General features: G+C 41.3%; 18 protein-coding genes. 11 read left to right on the top strand and 7 right to left on the bottom strand.

All coding sequences use genetic code 11. The annotated features are described in order from the left end of the window. Positions 1-78 precede the first annotated feature (78 nt). On the top strand, positions 79-555 hold the full coding sequence (locus tag AC6CHI_RS14035; RefSeq protein WP_498122001.1) for a hypothetical protein: 477 nt from the start codon (positions 79-81) through the stop codon (positions 553-555). Between the two features lie 110 nt (positions 556-665). On the opposite strand, the gene AC6CHI_RS14030 is transcribed toward AC6CHI_RS14035, so the two are convergent. Then, on the bottom strand, positions 666-1,181 hold the full coding sequence (locus AC6CHI_RS14030; protein WP_498121999.1) for a chromate transporter: 516 nt from the start codon (positions 1,179-1,181) through the stop codon (positions 666-668). Beyond that, entirely contained in the window at positions 1,178-1,753 is a 576-nt protein-coding gene (locus AC6CHI_RS14025) for a chromate transporter (protein WP_498121998.1), read from the bottom strand. The genes AC6CHI_RS14030 and AC6CHI_RS14025 overlap by 4 nt, the downstream gene beginning before the upstream one ends. Before the next feature lie 109 nt (positions 1,754-1,862). Here AC6CHI_RS14025 and AC6CHI_RS14020 point away from each other — a divergent pair, with 109 nt between their 5' ends. From AC6CHI_RS14020 to AC6CHI_RS14005, 4 genes are all read left to right on the top strand, one after another. After that, on the top strand, positions 1,863-2,786 hold the full coding sequence (locus AC6CHI_RS14020) for a LysR family transcriptional regulator (RefSeq protein WP_498122077.1): 924 nt from the start codon (positions 1,863-1,865) through the stop codon (positions 2,784-2,786). A gap of 45 nt (positions 2,787-2,831) precedes the next feature. Continuing rightward, the gene (locus AC6CHI_RS14015) at positions 2,832-3,347 is read left to right on the top strand and encodes a hypothetical protein (protein ID WP_498121996.1); all 516 of its coding nucleotides are present in this window, start codon (positions 2,832-2,834) and stop codon (positions 3,345-3,347) included. A gap of 332 nt (positions 3,348-3,679) precedes the next feature. Further along, positions 3,680-5,182: an AAA family ATPase gene (locus AC6CHI_RS14010; RefSeq protein WP_498121994.1), complete on the top strand. Its 1,503-nt coding sequence runs from the start codon at positions 3,680-3,682 to the stop codon at positions 5,180-5,182. Position 5,183: 1 nt separating this feature from the next. Further along, positions 5,184-6,038, top strand: coding sequence for a hypothetical protein (locus AC6CHI_RS14005; protein ID WP_498121993.1), 855 nt, complete (start codon positions 5,184-5,186; stop codon positions 6,036-6,038). Positions 6,039-6,082: 44 nt separating this feature from the next. Here AC6CHI_RS14005 and gatB read toward each other — a convergent pair whose 3' ends face one another. Genes gatB through gatC form a run of 3 tightly spaced genes read right to left on the bottom strand, consistent with a single transcriptional unit; the run spans position 6,083 to position 9,416 of the window. Continuing rightward, a complete protein-coding gene (gene gatB, locus AC6CHI_RS14000) occupies positions 6,083-7,570 on the bottom strand; it encodes an Asp-tRNA(Asn)/Glu-tRNA(Gln) amidotransferase subunit GatB (protein WP_498121991.1) in 1,488 nt (495 codons plus the stop codon). Then, positions 7,570-9,048, bottom strand: coding sequence for an Asp-tRNA(Asn)/Glu-tRNA(Gln) amidotransferase subunit GatA (gatA, locus tag AC6CHI_RS13995; RefSeq protein WP_498121990.1), 1,479 nt, complete (start codon positions 9,046-9,048; stop codon positions 7,570-7,572). Before gatA ends, gatB begins: the two co-directional genes overlap by 1 nt. Before the next feature lie 53 nt (positions 9,049-9,101). Continuing rightward, positions 9,102-9,416, bottom strand: coding sequence for an Asp-tRNA(Asn)/Glu-tRNA(Gln) amidotransferase subunit GatC (gatC, locus tag AC6CHI_RS13990; RefSeq protein WP_498121988.1), 315 nt, complete (start codon positions 9,414-9,416; stop codon positions 9,102-9,104). A gap of 133 nt (positions 9,417-9,549) precedes the next feature. Here gatC and AC6CHI_RS13985 point away from each other — a divergent pair, with 133 nt between their 5' ends. From AC6CHI_RS13985 to AC6CHI_RS13960, 6 genes are all read left to right on the top strand, one after another. Further along, positions 9,550-10,596, top strand: coding sequence for a rod shape-determining protein (locus AC6CHI_RS13985; RefSeq protein WP_016165348.1), 1,047 nt, complete (start codon positions 9,550-9,552; stop codon positions 10,594-10,596). 14 nt (positions 10,597-10,610) lie between these two features. Next, complete coding sequence (gene mreC, locus AC6CHI_RS13980; RefSeq protein ID WP_458893244.1) at positions 10,611-11,468, top strand: rod shape-determining protein MreC; 858 nt, start codon at positions 10,611-10,613, stop codon at positions 11,466-11,468. After that, positions 11,455-11,946 carry a rod shape-determining protein MreD gene (gene mreD / locus AC6CHI_RS13975; protein WP_498121986.1) on the top strand — a complete coding sequence of 164 codons (492 nt, stop codon included), beginning with the start codon at positions 11,455-11,457 and terminating at the stop codon, positions 11,944-11,946. The genes mreC and mreD overlap by 14 nt, the downstream gene beginning before the upstream one ends. Next, positions 11,934-12,500, top strand: a complete 567-nt coding sequence (locus AC6CHI_RS13970; RefSeq protein WP_458893242.1) for a Maf family nucleotide pyrophosphatase — start codon at positions 11,934-11,936, stop codon at positions 12,498-12,500. Before mreD ends, AC6CHI_RS13970 begins: the two co-directional genes overlap by 13 nt. A 39-nt stretch (positions 12,501-12,539) precedes the next feature. Continuing rightward, positions 12,540-13,994 carry a ribonuclease G gene (rng, locus tag AC6CHI_RS13965; protein ID WP_458893241.1) on the top strand — a complete coding sequence of 485 codons (1,455 nt, stop codon included), beginning with the start codon at positions 12,540-12,542 and terminating at the stop codon, positions 13,992-13,994. A 140-nt stretch (positions 13,995-14,134) separates the two neighbouring features. Continuing rightward, positions 14,135-14,308: a PA1571 family protein gene (locus AC6CHI_RS13960; protein ID WP_458893240.1), complete on the top strand. Its 174-nt coding sequence runs from the start codon at positions 14,135-14,137 to the stop codon at positions 14,306-14,308. A gap of 59 nt (positions 14,309-14,367) precedes the next feature. On the opposite strand, the gene AC6CHI_RS13955 is transcribed toward AC6CHI_RS13960, so the two are convergent. Together AC6CHI_RS13955 and AC6CHI_RS13950 are read right to left on the bottom strand one after the other, a co-directional pair. Then, positions 14,368-15,747, bottom strand: a complete 1,380-nt coding sequence (locus tag AC6CHI_RS13955; RefSeq protein ID WP_498121985.1) for a WS/DGAT/MGAT family O-acyltransferase — start codon at positions 15,745-15,747, stop codon at positions 14,368-14,370. A 176-nt stretch (positions 15,748-15,923) separates the two neighbouring features. Further along, a complete protein-coding gene (locus AC6CHI_RS13950) occupies positions 15,924-16,655 on the bottom strand; it encodes a phosphoadenylyl-sulfate reductase (protein WP_498121983.1) in 732 nt (243 codons plus the stop codon). Between the last annotated feature and the right edge of the window lie 144 nt (positions 16,656-16,799).

The following is a 16,799-nucleotide window of genomic DNA, read 5'->3' as shown; positions in this document are numbered from 1 at the left end:
CGAGGATTGGTTGCTTTCTAGGCACGCTAATTTAAAATGCAGTTCACTTAACAATCATAACAATGGATCAAAATGCATATGAAACATTGGCTGCACTGTGGTTTTCTGTTATTCACCATGGGTTTTTCTTGTTTCGCCATCGCCGAAGAGAGGGCAACCTACCGTGGTATGGGCGTTGCAAAACATGATTTTCCAACCTTTAAAGCATTAAAAGCAGGTGGTTTTATTACCAAAAAACCTGAAATATCCCGTTATGACTACAATGATGTTTATACAGTCAAAAAGCCAATCAAGTTTTTGGGGCAGACGGTAGTGGCCGTATCAGATGAATATATGTCTGAATATATAGGCTGTTGTGTCAGTGAAGGTTGGGGCGCTGTATTGAGCAAAAAATCGGATTTGGCTGCTTTGCAGCAATTTACCAAAAAGCATCAGTGCTCTTTAAAACCGAGAAATGAAGAAGCATCGGATTATTATGATCACAGCCTAAAAAGTTATCCGCGCGCAGAATATTATGAGTTGTCTTGCCGCGAGCGAGATCTGGCGCAATATTAATCCTGTTGCGCACAGTAGTCTGTCAATCTAGGGGTTGAATCAACTCCGTACCGATGATTGTAAATGATCAAACCCGCATAATGCGGGTTGATAGGTCTTTATAATATTTTTTATAGAAAACAAGCCCCTGCGGTTGCACCAAACAACATCACCCACAGCGGATGCACTTTTTTAAACAGACTCATCACCGTTGCAATCACAATGATGGCGACCAATAAAGAATTTTGCGCAGAAGCATCAGCAATAATCCATGCACTAACCAGTACCAGTCCGACCGTAATCGGTTTTAAGGCTTTTTCAAAGCGTTCACGCAGTGGATGGTCCTTAAACTGATTCCAGAATTTCAGTGCGAACACGGTAATCACTGATGAGGGGCCAAATTTGGCAAAGGAGGTCACCAATAGCCCCGCAGGACCTGCCACATGCCAACCAACCAAAGGCACAATCATCATATTCGGGCCGGGTGCTGCCTGAGCCATGGCAAACATGGTGCTAAACTCGGCTGCGGTTAACCAGTGATGAACTTCAACCACCTGATGTTGCATTTCAGGCAAAATCGCGGGACCACCGCCAAAAGCCAGTAAGGACAGTTGAGTAAAAACGATGGCTAAGACAATCAGAATCATGCGTTTTTGGCTCCTTTATTTAGGCTTAATAGGCTGAGATTGATGGCGATTAAAATGATTAAAGTCAGCAGTAAAGGCACTTTCATCAGCAGCATAAAAACAAAGGTCAAGGCGATGCTGAACCATGTCATCGCACGATTTAAGATCGGGCGCAGCATTTTCAAGCCCATGGCAAACAGCAGACCCGCGGCAGCCGCAGCCAAGCCTTCCAGCATATGCTTTACCAGAGCAATGGATTGAAATCGGGCATACAGTTCATACAGCAAAATCACAATGAAAGTGGGTGCCGAGATTAAGCCCACCACAGCACTGATGGCACCTTTCACACCCTGAAATTGATAGCCGATCGCCACGGACATATTGATAATATTGCCACCGGGCAGCAATTGGCACACGCCAAGTAAATGGGTAAATTCCTCAATCGTCAGCCATTTTCGATCATCCACAATCATGCGGTGAGCCAGTGGCAGCACGCCACCAAAACCCATCAGACCGAGCTTCATAAACCCCATAAATAATTCCTGCGCATTGGGATGAATCTCTTGCTCCAAGGGAATAACTTCTGTTTTCATGGTTTCGCTCTCAATCTTGCATGTCAAAAGTATGCGCCTGTTGCGTTATAATGAAAAATGCTAATTATGATGTTATCCATACCTAAAAAGTATGTTTATAAACGGGATGATGATGGATATTCACAAGCTCAAAGCCTTTGTTGCCGTGGTGGAAGAGAGCAATATTTCGCGTGCTGCTGTGCGTTTAAATATGCAACAACCGCCTTTAACCCGAATTATTAAAGGTCTGGAAGATGAACTGAACGCCCAGTTGTTGAAGCGCTTGCCGCGAGGGGTCGAGGTTACAGAAGCGGGTAAAGTCCTGTATCAGGAAGCCTTAACCATCTTGGCGCATGCACAAACCATTTCACAGCGAGTGCAGAACATCACGCAGGGGTTGGAAGGGCAGTTGAATATTGGCATTACCAACTCCGTTGGTTTACATCCCTTTTTACCGGCTTTGCTGCGCAATTTTCGTGAAGCCTTTCCTGCGGTTTCTATTTATCTGGAAGAAGATGGCAGTAATGCACTGGTCGACTCTATCCGCAATGATAAAAATGACCTCGTATTTTTACGTAAACCTGCTCCGATTGGTCTGGGTTTAAATAGCTGGCATGTGCTGGATGAGCCATTAATTGTGGCAATGCCCAATAACCATCCGCTGGTGGCACAGACTGGTGTCATTGAGCTATTGGCTTTAGAGCCTTATGACTTTGTGTTGTATCGCCGTTTAGCAGGGCAAGATTTATTCGACAATATTATGGCGAGTTGTTATCAGGCAGGCTTTAGTCCCAAGATTGTCCAAGAAGCCCCGCGTTTAACTTCCAGCTTAAACTTGATTGCCGCTGGTATTGGGCTGTCGATTGTGCCTGAAGCGATTCGAGATTTTTGGAACAAGCAAATTGTGTATAAACCTTTAAAAGCAGATAACCCGTGTATCGCCCCGATTTATGCGGTGTATAAAGACAACCCAGACAATGTACGTTTACAGCATGTGTTGCAACTTTTAGGCAAGCAGTCCAGCGAGATACAGAGTCATAACAACCAAGGCTAAAGTCCTGTGCTACAAAGAAGCCAATCATTTAATGGAATTCAGCATATGTCTGCTCAGGTTGCCCATGTTCAAGGGAAATGGTCTTATCTAACGCGTGCAGTGTTACTGGCTGCGGCTGTTTTGGGTACGGCACAAATGTCGCAAGCCAGTACCACAGTCGATCAACTGAGTGACTGTTTGGTAAAGTCGACCACCGCCACGGACAAAACCGCCGTGTTGCAATGGACCTTTGTAGCGCTATCCACTCACCCTGAATTAAAACAGTTTAGTCAGGTCACGGAAGATCAGAAAACCGCACTGGATAAAAACGTAGCGCAGGTGTTGCAGCGCATTTTGGTCGAGCAATGTTCGGCACAGACCAAAGCAGTGATTCAGGCGGATGGCATACAAGCAGTTGGGGAAAGTTTTCAGCAGTTGGGGCGTATTACAGGCGAAGAAATTGTGAAGAATACCGAAGTGAAGCAGCAGTTGAATGGTTTGTTGCGTTATGTGGATTTAAACAAGATGGTGACGACGTTTTTGACGCCTGATATTTGGAATAAGTTAGGTGTAGTAAGGTAGTTGTACCTCTCTCTAACCCTCACTTGCGCTTCGCTTTAAAGCACTGCTTTAAAACTTGCTCAGGAGAGGGAGTGTTCAATATTAAATTGGAGAAAGCATTAGATATGTAATGAAAGTCCCGTCTCCCATTGGGATGAGAAACACTGTTGCGCATAGGGGATGATGGGGGCTATCAATTACTTATAAAAAAAGAACTTTGTTAGTTGGATGCGTCCAAAGTCTTTAAATTTGGTGATATAAGAAACTTTTGTGATGGTCATGTTCTAAATTAAATAATTTTGAAAATTCTTACATTAATAATATAATTTATGTGACTGATTCTAAGGTGATTTATGTATAAGATTTTTGTGGCTAAAAATAAAAGCCTATATAAAAATGTAGATGAAGAAAATTTTGTGCTGATTTCACCTAATGAGAAGAAAGATGGTTCACTTTTTTGTGAAATAGAAGTTTTTGAAAATTTTCATTCAGTAGCAAAGGTTTATGGTTTAATTTGTTTTTATCATAGGGGAGAGCGATTAGACCTATTGCAATTTTTAAATCATCAAGGTGATAAATTAGAAAGCCTTTTTTTAGGAAGCTATAGCTTATTCACTATTTTAGAAAATATTGAAGAATATGATAAAATTAGAGACCTAAGATATTTCAAAAATATTCTTAGTACAATAAAAGACGTTTCCTATTTAAATTTTTATGAAAGAAGTGAAAGAGGGGATTTTTATAAATTTAAGAATACTGATTTCTTTATAAATGAGTTTTTGGCAAGTAAAGAAAGATTGAAAGCTTATGGTAGTGGATTCGATGGAATTAATAAATTTAACATTTTGGAGGAGATTTATGTTGAAAATAATAATGGAACGAAATTATCTTTTAAGATAAATAAAGAAAGTGATGCAATATTTCCTCAGTCGATATATTCTATTGTAGGGAAAAATGGTCTTGGTAAAAGTATAGCTTTAAAAGAAATTTATACAAAATATATAAATAACTTCAATAAAATTCAAGTTTTTTCAAGTGGCTTAATTTCGCAATCTTACTTTCAAGGGCTTGCGAAAAATGATGATTCGTATATAAATGTTTCAAAAAATTCAAATTTAAATTATTTGATTTCAGAGTTGCTTCTTTTTAGAGGGGAGAATTTATCTTCAATGCTCTTCTTCCTATTAGCAGATATTTTTTCTGATGAAAGATATAATAATGTTTTTATTAATAGACTACCTTTTAGTGAAAACTTAAGTCTAAAAAATTTTTTTGAAAAATTAGGGAGAGGTGATTTTTTTTATGAACCTGATTTTTCAAAAGTCAGTATTTCTAGAATTTTTGATGGCCAAAACTATAGTTTAAGTAGTGGGGAAAAGGTTGTTTTAAATGTTGTTTTTAATATGACTTTAACTGTTTTAAAAAATGGTGGAGAAAATCTATTTATATTTGATGAGCCTGAAAATCATTTACATCCAAATTTTATCTCTCAATTAATGAATTTTATCAATAAAATTTTATATCCCTCAAGCTCATATGCAGTTATGGCTACACATTCCCCATTTATAATTAAAAACCTGTTAAAGGAAAATATTGTTGTTCTCAAGAAAAAAAATAGAAATATAGTTGCTGAAAAAATAACATTTAATACTTTGGGTGCTAATGTGGAAACTATTTCTCAGTTTGTTTTTGGTAATAATGATTTAATGGAACTTGAACAAGAATTAGTAAAAAACTTCATAGATACATACAAAAATAATAGGGATGTAGATACTGAAGATGAAATTATAAGAGAGTTATCAAAAAATTTAAGTCCAGAGCTTATTCTTGAAATTTTTAGAAAGTTGGAAAGATAAAATGAAATTTATTAATGAAAATATTCTAAATGTTGATGATTTTGAAAATTTAGATAAAATATATTTACCATCAGATCCACGTCATTATCATATTAAGAATGTCTACAATCATAGGGATGATTTAAAACAATCATATATAAATTATATATTTTTTACTAGAAGATATAGGTTATTAGATGTTCCTGTTAATTCATCTATTAAAGAAATAGGAAAGAAAAGTTTCATTGAACATTATGATAACCCAAAAATTTTTTCAGATTTTATAAATAATTTTAGGGAGAAAAATAGATCGGATTTTTGTTATATGTGTGGTGGTATGAATGCAGGAACCTTAGATCATATTTTACCTAAAGATATTTACCCAGAGTTTTCATTTTTCTCGAAAAATTTGGTCCCTTCTTGTGAATGTAACTCTAAAAAAAGTACTAATTTATCATCAGCATTGAATCCACATTTTTATAAAGAGTGTGATGCTGAATTGTATTATTTAGATATAGACAATATTTCAGAAACCAATAGTCAAATACTCTTTGAATTTGAGATAAAAGTTAATAACATCCCAAAAATAAAGGATATTTTAGAAAATCACTTAAAAAATCATATTTTAAAGTATTCAGATATCAATAATTACATGAGAAATCATATCTCTGAAATGTTAATTAACCCTTTTGAGGCTTTTAGTATTGATGAAAAAATGAGTAGAAATGAAATAAAACGATCAATTAATATATTGTTAAAAGGAGCAAAATTTCAGTCAAAGTCTGAGAATCGTTGGGATGTAATATTATATAAGGGTTTTTTGGCTAAACGTGTATTAGATTTTATTGAATTGAAAGTTAATCAAAAGTTCTTATAAAAAAACCCGCTCTAAAGCGGGTTTTCTTTTGAAACTAGATCAGATTAACCAATCAATTTCTTCATTAATTCATTTACTTGCGCAGGGTTAGCTTTACCTTTTGCAGCTTTCATCACTTGACCCACAAGACCGTTAAAGGCTTTCTCTTTACCAGACTTGTATTCCTCAACCATCTTCTCGTTGGCTGCAAGCACTTCTTTAATAATCGCTTCAATCGCACCTGTGTCAGTTTCTTGCTTCAAGCCTTTTTCAGCAATAATGGCATCGGCAGTTTTGCCTTCTTCCCACATAAAGCCAAACACTTGCTTCGCAATCTTACCGTTAATGGTGTTGTCCACAATACGTGCAATCATGCCGCCTAAAAGTTCAGCCGAAACAGGGGAATCCGCCAACTCTAAGCCTGCTTTATTTAAAGCACCTGAGAATTCGCCCATCACCCAGTTTGCAGACACTTTACCTTGTGCAGCACCGCCAGCAGCTTGAACTACGGCTTCATAAAACTCAGACATTTCACGGGTCAGTGTTAACACGTGTGCATCGTATTCAGTTACGCCAAAGTCCGCCACGAAACGCGCACGACGTGCCGCAGGTAACTCTGGCAATGCCGCACGTGCTGCTTCAATTTGCGCATCTGGAATAATCACAGGCAACAAGTCTGGGTCTGGGAAGTAGCGGTAATCGTTCGCTTCTTCTTTCGAACGCATTGAACGCGTTTCCATTTTCACAGGGTCGAATAAACGAGTTTCTTGATCAACTGTGCCATCCCATTCCAAAATTTCCATTTGGCGTTCAATTTCAACATTGATCGCTTGCTCAATGAAACGGAATGAGTTGAGGTTTTTCAATTCACAACGCGTACCAAACGGCTGACCCGGACGACGTAAAGACACGTTACAGTCGGCACGGAAAGAACCTTCTGCCATGTTACCGTCAGAAATACCGAGCCAACGCACCAAGGTATGAATCGCTTTAATGTAGGCAACGGCTTCTTCTACCGAACGCATGTCTGGTTCAGACACGATTTCAAGTAGAGGCGTACCTGCACGGTTCAAGTCGATGCCTGACATGCCTTCAAATTGGTCGTGAATGGATTTACCGGCATCTTCTTCAAGATGGGCACGGGTAATACCAATACGTTTCACCGTACCGTCATCCAGTTGAATGTCGATATGACCCAAGCCCACAATCGGGTTGTCCATCTGGCTAATTTGGTAGCCTTTTGGTGAGTCTGGGTAGAAGTAGTTTTTACGCGCAAACACCGATGCTTGGTCGATGTAGGCATCAATGCCTAAACCGAAACGAATGGCTAAATCTACCACTTGCTTGTTTAACACAGGCAGCACACCCGGCATGGCTAAATCAACCAAACTGGCTTGTGTATTCGGGTCTTGACCAAATTCAGTCGAAGAACCTGAGAAAATTTTAGAGTTGGTGGCAAGTTGAGTGTGAATCTCAATCCCGATCACGACTTCCCAACCATCAATCAGGTTTGATTTAGCTGATTTTGGGGATTGTTTTTGAGCTTGTGCCATTATGCATTCTCCTCAGCAATCGCCGCACGTTGCGTGTGGAAGTCCGTGTGTTGTTGGTATTGATGCACAATCGACAATAATTGTGATTCAGACCAGTAGTTCCCAATTAACTGTAAACCAACAGGCAAGTGGTCTTGGTCAAAGCCCACAGGGGCATTGATAGCCGGGAGACCCGCCAAGTTCACTGCGATGGTATAAATGTCGCCCAAGTACATTTCCACTGGGTCTAACGATGCACCAATGCGGTACGCTGTCGTTGGCGCAGAAGGCGCAGCAATCACATCGACATTTTCAAAAGCTTTTAAGAAGTCTTGCTGAATTAAGCGACGGACTTTCTGTGCTTTCACATAGTACGCATCGTAGTAACCCGCAGATAACGCATAGGTACCAATCAAGATACGACGTTGTACTTCTGGACCAAAACCTTCAGAACGTGAACGTTTATACAGGTCTAAAATGTCGGTTGGGTTTTCACAGCGGTAGCCATAACGCACGCCATCAAAACGTGACAAGTTAGAAGATGCTTCCGCAGGAGCAATCAGATAATAGGTCGGCACATAGGCTTCGGTCATGTTGAGATCAATCTCAACCAAGATCGCGCCCATCTCTTCCAATTTCTTTAAAGATTCTTCAACGCGTGCTTTTACCGCAGCATCCAAACCTGCCACATTAAAGTATTGCTTTGGAATACCAATGCGTAAGCCTTTCACCGAGGTGGCATTCAGGTTTGCGACATAGTCATCAACGTCTTTCTCTACCGAAGTTGAGTCTTTGGCATCGTGACCTGCCATGACATTCATCAGGTAAGCACAGTCTTCTGCCGAACGTGCCATTGGACCGCCTTGATCGAGTGATGAGGCATAAGCAATCATCCCGAAACGCGATACGCGACCATAAGTCGGTTTTAAACCGGTTAAACCACAGAAAGATGCAGGCTGACGGATTGAACCGCCGGTATCTGTGCCTGTTGCAAACGGAGCAAGATCCGCTGCAATCACTGCCGCAGAACCACCCGATGAACCGCCTGGAACGTGATCCAGCGCCCACGGGTTTTTGGTTGCACCGTAGTAAGACGACTCAGACGTTGAACCCATGGCAAATTCGTCCATGTTGACTTTACCTAAAGTCACCAAACCTGCGGCTTTGCCTTTGGCAACTACAGTCGCGTCATATGGTGAGATAAAGTTGTCCAACATTTTTGAACCCGCAGAGGTACGAATACCTTGGGTACAAAAAATATCTTTATGCGCAATCGGCACACCAGTAAGGGCAGTGGCTTGACCTGCTTGACGTAAAGCATCGGCTGCATCGGCTTGTGCCAATGCTTGTTCAGCGGTCACGGTCACATAGGACTGGACTTGAGCATCAATTTTTTCAATACGTTTTAAATAATGTGCAGTCAGTTCGCGAGAGGAGAATTGCGCATTGGCTAAGCCCTCTGTCAGTTCGCGAATCGATAAGCGATGTAAATCGGTCATGAGAAATAATTCTTTACGTTAAATTTAAAAAAAATGGTTCAACTGAATGCAAATTATTCAATCACGCGTGGTACAAGGTACAAACCTGCTTCGGTTGCAGGTGCAATAGCTTGATATTCTTCACGATGATTCTGTTCAGTAACCACGTCTTCACGTAATGGCTGAGGATTATCGAAAGGGCTTTTTAGCGGTTCAACACCATCGGTGTTGATGCCTTTTAGGGTTTCCATCATGCCTAAAATTTTATTTAGACTTTGAGCATATTCAGCAGATTGCGTATCATCTAGCGACAATCGAGCAAGATTGGCGATTGCTGAAACTGTTTGTGCATTTAAATCTGCTGAATGCTGTGCATCCGGTGTAGACATAACATCACCTAATTCAGTATCAAAAAATTTCAAAATATCGTGCGTTATAATAAGCGATTGACTTGTTCAAATCATCACATTTAGTTAAAGTTGCCACCTTGCGTCCACATATAGTTAAACTGAGAACGACCCCGTGATTCTAAAACGACTAATTGGCTTGTTTTCGCCAGATCTCGCCATTGATTTAGGTACAGCAAATACACTTATCTATGCACCAGGACGTGGCATTATATTAAATGAACCAACGGTTGTGGCGATTCGTCACAGTGGTTCACAAAAAATTGTTGCCGCTGTTGGTCTTGATGCGAAGCAAATGCTTGGTCGTACTCCTGCGAACATCTCTGCAATTCGCCCGATGAAAGATGGTGTAATTGCTGATTTTGAAGTGACTGAAACCATGCTCAACCAATTTATTGGTAAAGTGCATGAAAAGCGTTTATTCCCACCTGCACCTCGTGTTGTAGTATGTGTACCTTGTAAATCGACTTTGGTCGAGCGTCGTGCAATTCGTGAGGCTGTATTTAATGCAGGTGCGCGTGATGTACGTTTAATTGAAGAACCAATGGCTGCGGCAATTGGTGCAGGCTTACCTGTAGAACAAGCATGCGGTTCGATGGTCGTGGATGTCGGTGGTGGTACCACTGAAATTGCAATCATTTCATTACAAGGTTGTGTCTACGCAGACTCTTTACGTGTCGGTGGTGATGTCTTTGATGAACAAATCATTAACTATGTTCGTAAAGCACACGGTTGCGTGATTGGTGAAACCACAGCAGAAAACATCAAGAAAGAAGTGGGCATGGCTTTACCAGACGAAAATGGTAAAACTTTAGAGATTGAAGTTCGCGGTCGTAACTTGGCTGAAGGTGTGCCTCGTGCCATTACTGTAACTTCAGACGAAATTACCCAAGCGATTTCTGATCCATTGCAAAGCATTGTTTCAGCAGTGAAATCTGCATTGGAACAAACACCGCCAGAATTATCTTCTGATATTGCCGAGCGTGGTATTGTCTTGACCGGTGGTGGTGCTTTACTTCGTAATCTGGATAAATTGCTGGCTCAAGAGACTGGTTTACCAGTGGTTGTTGCTGAAGATCCTTTAACTTGCGTAACCCGTGGTGGTGGTAAAGTTTTAGAATTCTTTGATAATCCAAATCACGACATGTTATTTGTTGGTTAATTAAGGATTTGGCTGTGCAAACAAATTTGTTTTCTAGGCAGCCCCCATCATTTCGCTCATTTATCATTGCGGTTGTAACATGTTTGGTGGTGCTATTTTTTAACTGGCGCTTACCACATGTGATACAGCCTGCAAGAGATGTCTTGTACGCGGCATACAATCCTATCTATGCCTTGGCGAGTTATCCTGTGCTGTCCAGTGAATGGCTGACTCAGCAGACCAAGTCAGAAGCACAGTTGCGCCGTGAAAATACCGCGATGCAAGCTGAACTGCTACAAGCGCAAGTCCGTTTACAAAAGTTGTCAGAGCTTTCGGCTGAAAATACGCGTTTGCGTGGTTTACTGGATACGCCATTAATCATCGATGGTCGTATGGAAATTGCAGAAGTGATCGGCACCGATGCTGACCCGTTACGCCATATTATTGTCATTAACCGGGGTTCAACCAACAACTTGAAGGTTGGACAAACCGTGTTGGATGATAAGGGGATTATGGGGCAGATCATCAATGTTTATCCGCATAGTAGCCGAGTCATGTTGCTGTCCGATAAAGATCATTCCTTGTCTGTGCGTCTAGAATACACAGGCATGCGTGCCATTGTTTCGGGTACAGGTGATTTAGGTCATTTGAAAATGGAATATGTGCCAACCAGTGCCAATATTAAGGTGGGTGAAAAAGTGTATAGCTCCGGTCTAGGGGCGCATTTTCCTGCTGGATATTTGGTCGGAACCGTATCTAAAGTCAGTCGACATACCACGGGTGAATTTGCCCAAATTGATGTCATTCCTGCGGCGCAATTGGCTAGTGGACATCATGTCGTGATTCTGTTTTCTGACTCACTAGCGATGGAGCAACCACATGCCAATCGCTAAACTTCGACAAGAAAAACGTAAAGACCCATTATTTCCCATCATTTTTTCGGTCATTATCGCTTCGGTGCTGATGGTTTATCCATTGGCTTATGCGGTTTCTGGCTGGCGGCCGTTGTTTATGATGATGGTGGTACTGTTCTGGGTGCTGTGTCAGCCGACTTGGTGCGGTGTGTGGTTTGCATTTGGTACAGGCATCTTCGTTGACTTGCTCATGGATGCTCCGCTTGGACTGAACGCCTTATGCTTTGTCGTGATTAGCTTTGTTGCGCGTTTCCTGATTCGTGAGCGTCGAGTGCTGACTTTTGCCAATCTATGGATTATTGCAGCCTTGGCTATTTTGGCTTATCTGTTCATGATGTGGGTTGCGCAAATTATGGGAGGAATTCAGTTCCCCTTCGCACGACACTGGCAGCCCTTAGTTACCAGTATTTTAATGTGGCCACTGGTCTATTTTGTGCTGAAAAGATGGCGCGTTTAGTTTTAGCCTCTAGTTCTCCTCGAAGACGCGAGCTGCTCCAGCAGCTCGGTCTCGATTTCTCTATTTTTAGTCCTGATATTGATGAGTCGGTCCTGCAAGGCGAAAGCGTTGCAGCCTATGTACAGCGTTTAGCCTGCGAAAAAGCAGCGGTCGTCCAGCAGCTTTATCCAGAGGCCGTAATTATTGCCGCAGACACCAGCTTAAGTGTCGATGGTGAGATTTTAGGCAAGCCGGAATCCAAAGCCCACGCCTTTGAAATGTGGAAAAAAATTTCGGGTCGCAAACATGATGTGTTTTCCGGTGTTTGTGTTCGCACTTCAGCGCAAATTTCAAGTATAGTGGTTCGTACCCAAGTCGAATTTCAACAGCTCAGCCTGAAAGATATGGAAGACTATTGGGCAACAGGGGAACCTGAAGGGAAGGCGGGTGCGTATGCCATACAAGGGCTTGCGGCACGTTTTATCCCTCGTATTGAAGGCAGTTACACCAATGTGGTGGGCTTGCCTTTACATGAGACCGTCGAATTATTCAAAGCCATTAAGGTCCTAAATTAATGGTGAAACAAAAATTTTTATAATGTTTTGAGTCTTATTATGTCTGACGAGTTACTGATTAATGTCACACCTATGGAGTGTCGTGTGGCGTTAATCCAAAATGGTACAGTCAACGAACTATATGTTGAGCGTACGGTAAAACGGGGTTTGGTCGGCAATATTTATAAAGGCAAAGTCGTTCGAGTTTTGCCAGGTATGCAGGCCGCTTTTGTGGATATTGGGCTGTCTCGGACGGCTTTTTTACATATCAATGATATGGTTTGGCCACGCAATCAACCCATTCCGAATGTGTTTGAGTTGCTTCAGCCTGGACAGATTCTGACAGTTCAAGTCATGAAAGATATGCTGGGCACCAAAGGCGCTCGTCTTAGTACCGATCTTTCTATTCCTTCTCGCTATTTGGTACTGATGCCATTTGGTAACCATATTGGTGTTTCGCAACGCATTGAATCGGAAGAAGAACGTGATCGCTTACGTTCGATTATTGAAAAAATTCAGGCTGAACATGAGCTGCCGGGTTCTGTGATTGTACGAACCGCTGCCGAAGGCATTGATGAAGCATGCATCGCGCAGGATATGGCGTATTTGGCGAAATTATGGGAATACATTCAACGCAAGCAAAAAAGCATTGCGGTGCCTTCGCTGATTTTTGAAGAGCTGCCTTTACCACAGCGGATTATTCGTGATCTGGCGAATGAAAATACCTCAAAAATTTATGTCGATTCCCGTGAGATTCATGCCAAATTACAAGAATTTGTAGGTGAATTTGTCCCGAATATTCAAAATCGTCTGATTCATTATCCAGGCGAACGCCCGATCTTTGATCTCTATAATGTTGAAGAAGACATTCAAAAAGCCTTGCAAACCCGTGTGGCTTTAAAGTCTGGTGGTTATTTAATGATTGACCAGACCGAAGCCATGACCACAATTGATGTGAATACAGGGTCTTATGTCGGTGGGAGAACACTGGAAGATACTGTGTTCAAAACCAATATGGAGGCGACACAGGTTATTGCACGGCAGTTACGTTTACGTAATTTGGGTGGCATCATTATTATTGATTTCATTGACATGCAAGAAGCTCAGCATCGTGAAGAGGTGATGAGCCAGTTTGAACGCATGCTAGAGCGTGATCATGCCAAAACCAAGATTACTCAGGTATCTGAGCTAGGTTTAGTAGAAATGACGCGCAAACGAACGCGTGAATCGTTAGAGCACTTGTTATGTGAATCGTGTCCAACCTGTCAGGGGCGGGGATATGTGAAAACAGCAGAGACGGTATGTTACGAAATCTTTCGAGAAATCTTACGCTATACCCGTGCTTTTGAGTCACAGAGTGGCTTTACTGTCGTTGCACATCCTTCGGTAATTGACCGGCTGTTAACCGCCGAAGCCCCAGCCGTCGCGGATTTAGAGCATTTTATTAATCGCGTCATTAAATTTCAGGTGGAAAATTTATATACGCAAGAGCAATACGATATCATTCTGAGCTGAAATTGTAACAGGATGTCGTTAAACACTTGTTACAACTGAAATTTTACTTTCGAGCTGGTTTTTTCAATACTACTCATACCAAGTAGCCAAACTAAATTTTCATTTTTTGAACATTTGGTCTTAGCAAGAAGAGGTGTGATATGGGCATGAGTGAAAAAATTATCAAACAAGGTATCAAGCACGTGCTAGATAACAAGAATGTACATACAGGTTACATCGTGGACGAACAGGGTAAAGAGACCCAAATTACAACAGCCATGATTCGTTCGGTGTGCCACCAGTTACTGAAACAGTGTCGTAGTATTAAAGCTTAAGGGGCTCATGTGAAGCCCCTTAATTTATTCTAGTCAATTTTTTTGTTCAGTTTCAGCGGTTAACTTACCGCTTTCAACTTTGGGTTTTTTACCCCAACAATATTTTCAAAACGTTGAATTTCTTCTTCTAGATGTGTCAGTAGGTTTTGCATTTTTGGCAAAGCATTGCGGCATGCAGTTAAACCCACTTCAAGTTTATCTAAATAACTGGTCATGGTAATGTTGAGTGCCTGACCATCAAGAACAATCGATGCAGGATATAAAGCGTCTAACTTCGCACCATTCCAATACAGTGGTTCGCGCGGTCCAGGGACGTTAGAAATGACTAGGTTGAACGCTTGGCGTTTCGGCATCAGTCCAGAGGCAATGTTTAATCCCGCTGCGGTATAAACAAAAGCACTGTAATTCATGATTTGGCTTGAATTCATGCGCTTAAAGCGCTCTTTCGCATTCAATACACTGCGGCGGACAATCTGCAAGCGTTCCAACGGATCTTCTTTATGTGTGCCTAAGTTCGCTAAAATCATGGTAATGCGATTGGAGACTTCTGAATCATCATCACGAATTGAAGCGGGCACCATAGCAATCAGTGGCTTTTTCGGTAAGGCATTCTGGCTGAGTAAATATTCACGTAATGCGCCTGAGCAAATTGCCAAGACCACATCGTTAATGGTGACGCTTAATGATGATGCAATGTGGCGTAAACGATCAAATTCGAAAGATTGTGCAGCAAAGCGACGAGAAGAACTCACGCGTTGATTTAAAATACTGCTAGGGGCTTGAAAGCTTGAAACATAATCGGGATTACGTCCCATATCCTGCATAACAGTTTTAGATAATTCGCGTGCAACAATCGGTGTTGCTTCCATTTGTTGTTTAAGACCGCCCAGAATCCTTTTGAAACGACTGGCTTTAGGCTCTTTTAAACGTTTAGCACGTGGACCTTCGACACACCACGGTGGCACAATACTTTTGGCATTTGGATCGTGAGATAATGATTTTTCAACCAGACGCATGCCAGCAATACCATCTACCATGGCATGGTGGATTTTAAAGTACATGGCAAAACGATTGCCTTCAATGCCTTCAATAATATGACAAGTCCAGAGAGGCTTTGCACGATCAATCAAGGCGCTGTGTTCTTGAGAAATATAAGTGAGTAATTCGCGAATACGTCCAGGATGCGGCAGCGCAATGTGGCGGAAATGATGGTCGAGATCAAATTCTTCATCCTCATCCCACAAAAGACCATTTAATTTGTTATTGAAGGGTGGAATTGGCTTACATTTAGAATTACGGATATCAGTGACAAGGTCTTGAATGAAGGTCTCTGGAGCATTATCGGGAATTTGAAAGAGGAATAGTCCCCCAACATGCATCGGTTGTTGCCGTTTTTCTAAGGACAGAAAAATAAAATCTATCGGATGTAATGGGCGCATAGTGTTGATTGCCTCACTGCAATTTCTGTGGGTAACTCCTGTCTGAGTCACCTTGTTAGAATTATAAGAGTTGATTTGAGTATAGCGTTTTTTTTTGGCAAAAGTTATTGCTTTCTGCGCTGAATTTACTGAAAAAAAAGTCACTGTCAATTCAGTGACTTTATTTAGTCAAACGATTATTTTAAATTTCCTGCGTGTAAACCACATTCTTTATGTGTGGCTTCCTCCCACCACCAACGGCCTTCGCGCTCATGCTGATTCGGTAGAACCGGGCGTGTGCAAGGCTCACAACCAATCGAAATGAAACCGCGTTCATGCAATGGATTATATGGAATTTCCATCATACGAATATAATTCCAAACATCTGCACTGGACCAATTGGCTAAAGGATTATATTTAATCAACTGTTTGTTTGGACCTGAAAAGCCTGGGTCAGCTTGAACCACAGGAATTTCTGTGCGTGTACCAGGGCTTTGATCTTTACGTTGTCCAGTAATCCAGCCATCCAAAGTGGCTAGTTTTTTACGCAGCGGTTGAACTTTACGAATGCCACAGCATTCTTTGTGGTCATCTTGATAAAAGCTGAATAAGCCCTTTTCATTCACTAAAGCTTGAACTGCTTCAGATTCTGGGAAGCAAATTTCAATCTTGATGTTGTAATGCTTGCGTACCGTTTCAATAAATTGATAGGTTTCTGGGTGTAAACGCCCTGTGTCTAAGCTAAAAACACGAAATGGTTTGCCTAAATTGGCTGCCATATCAATGAGTACCACATCTTCCGCACCTGAAAATGAAATCGCAATTTCACCTTCTTGATTCAGTGCAAGTTCCAAGATTTCACTTGGAGATTTATCAGCATATTCAGATGCCAGCGCATCAATATGATCAACAGTAGGGATAGCAGTCATGAGAGTTCCTGGCTATAGGCTTGGATACTTCAAAACCTATATTAAAAGATTTTCAAAATATTCTAATGGAATTGAATATTTCTACTTAGCATTAAAAAATAAATGCTTATGAAAAAAATAGATTTAAAAAACGTCAACTACAGA

Source organism: Acinetobacter sp. GQ146 (genome assembly GCF_059758585.1).
This window is presented reverse-complemented; position numbering and strand designations above follow the sequence as displayed.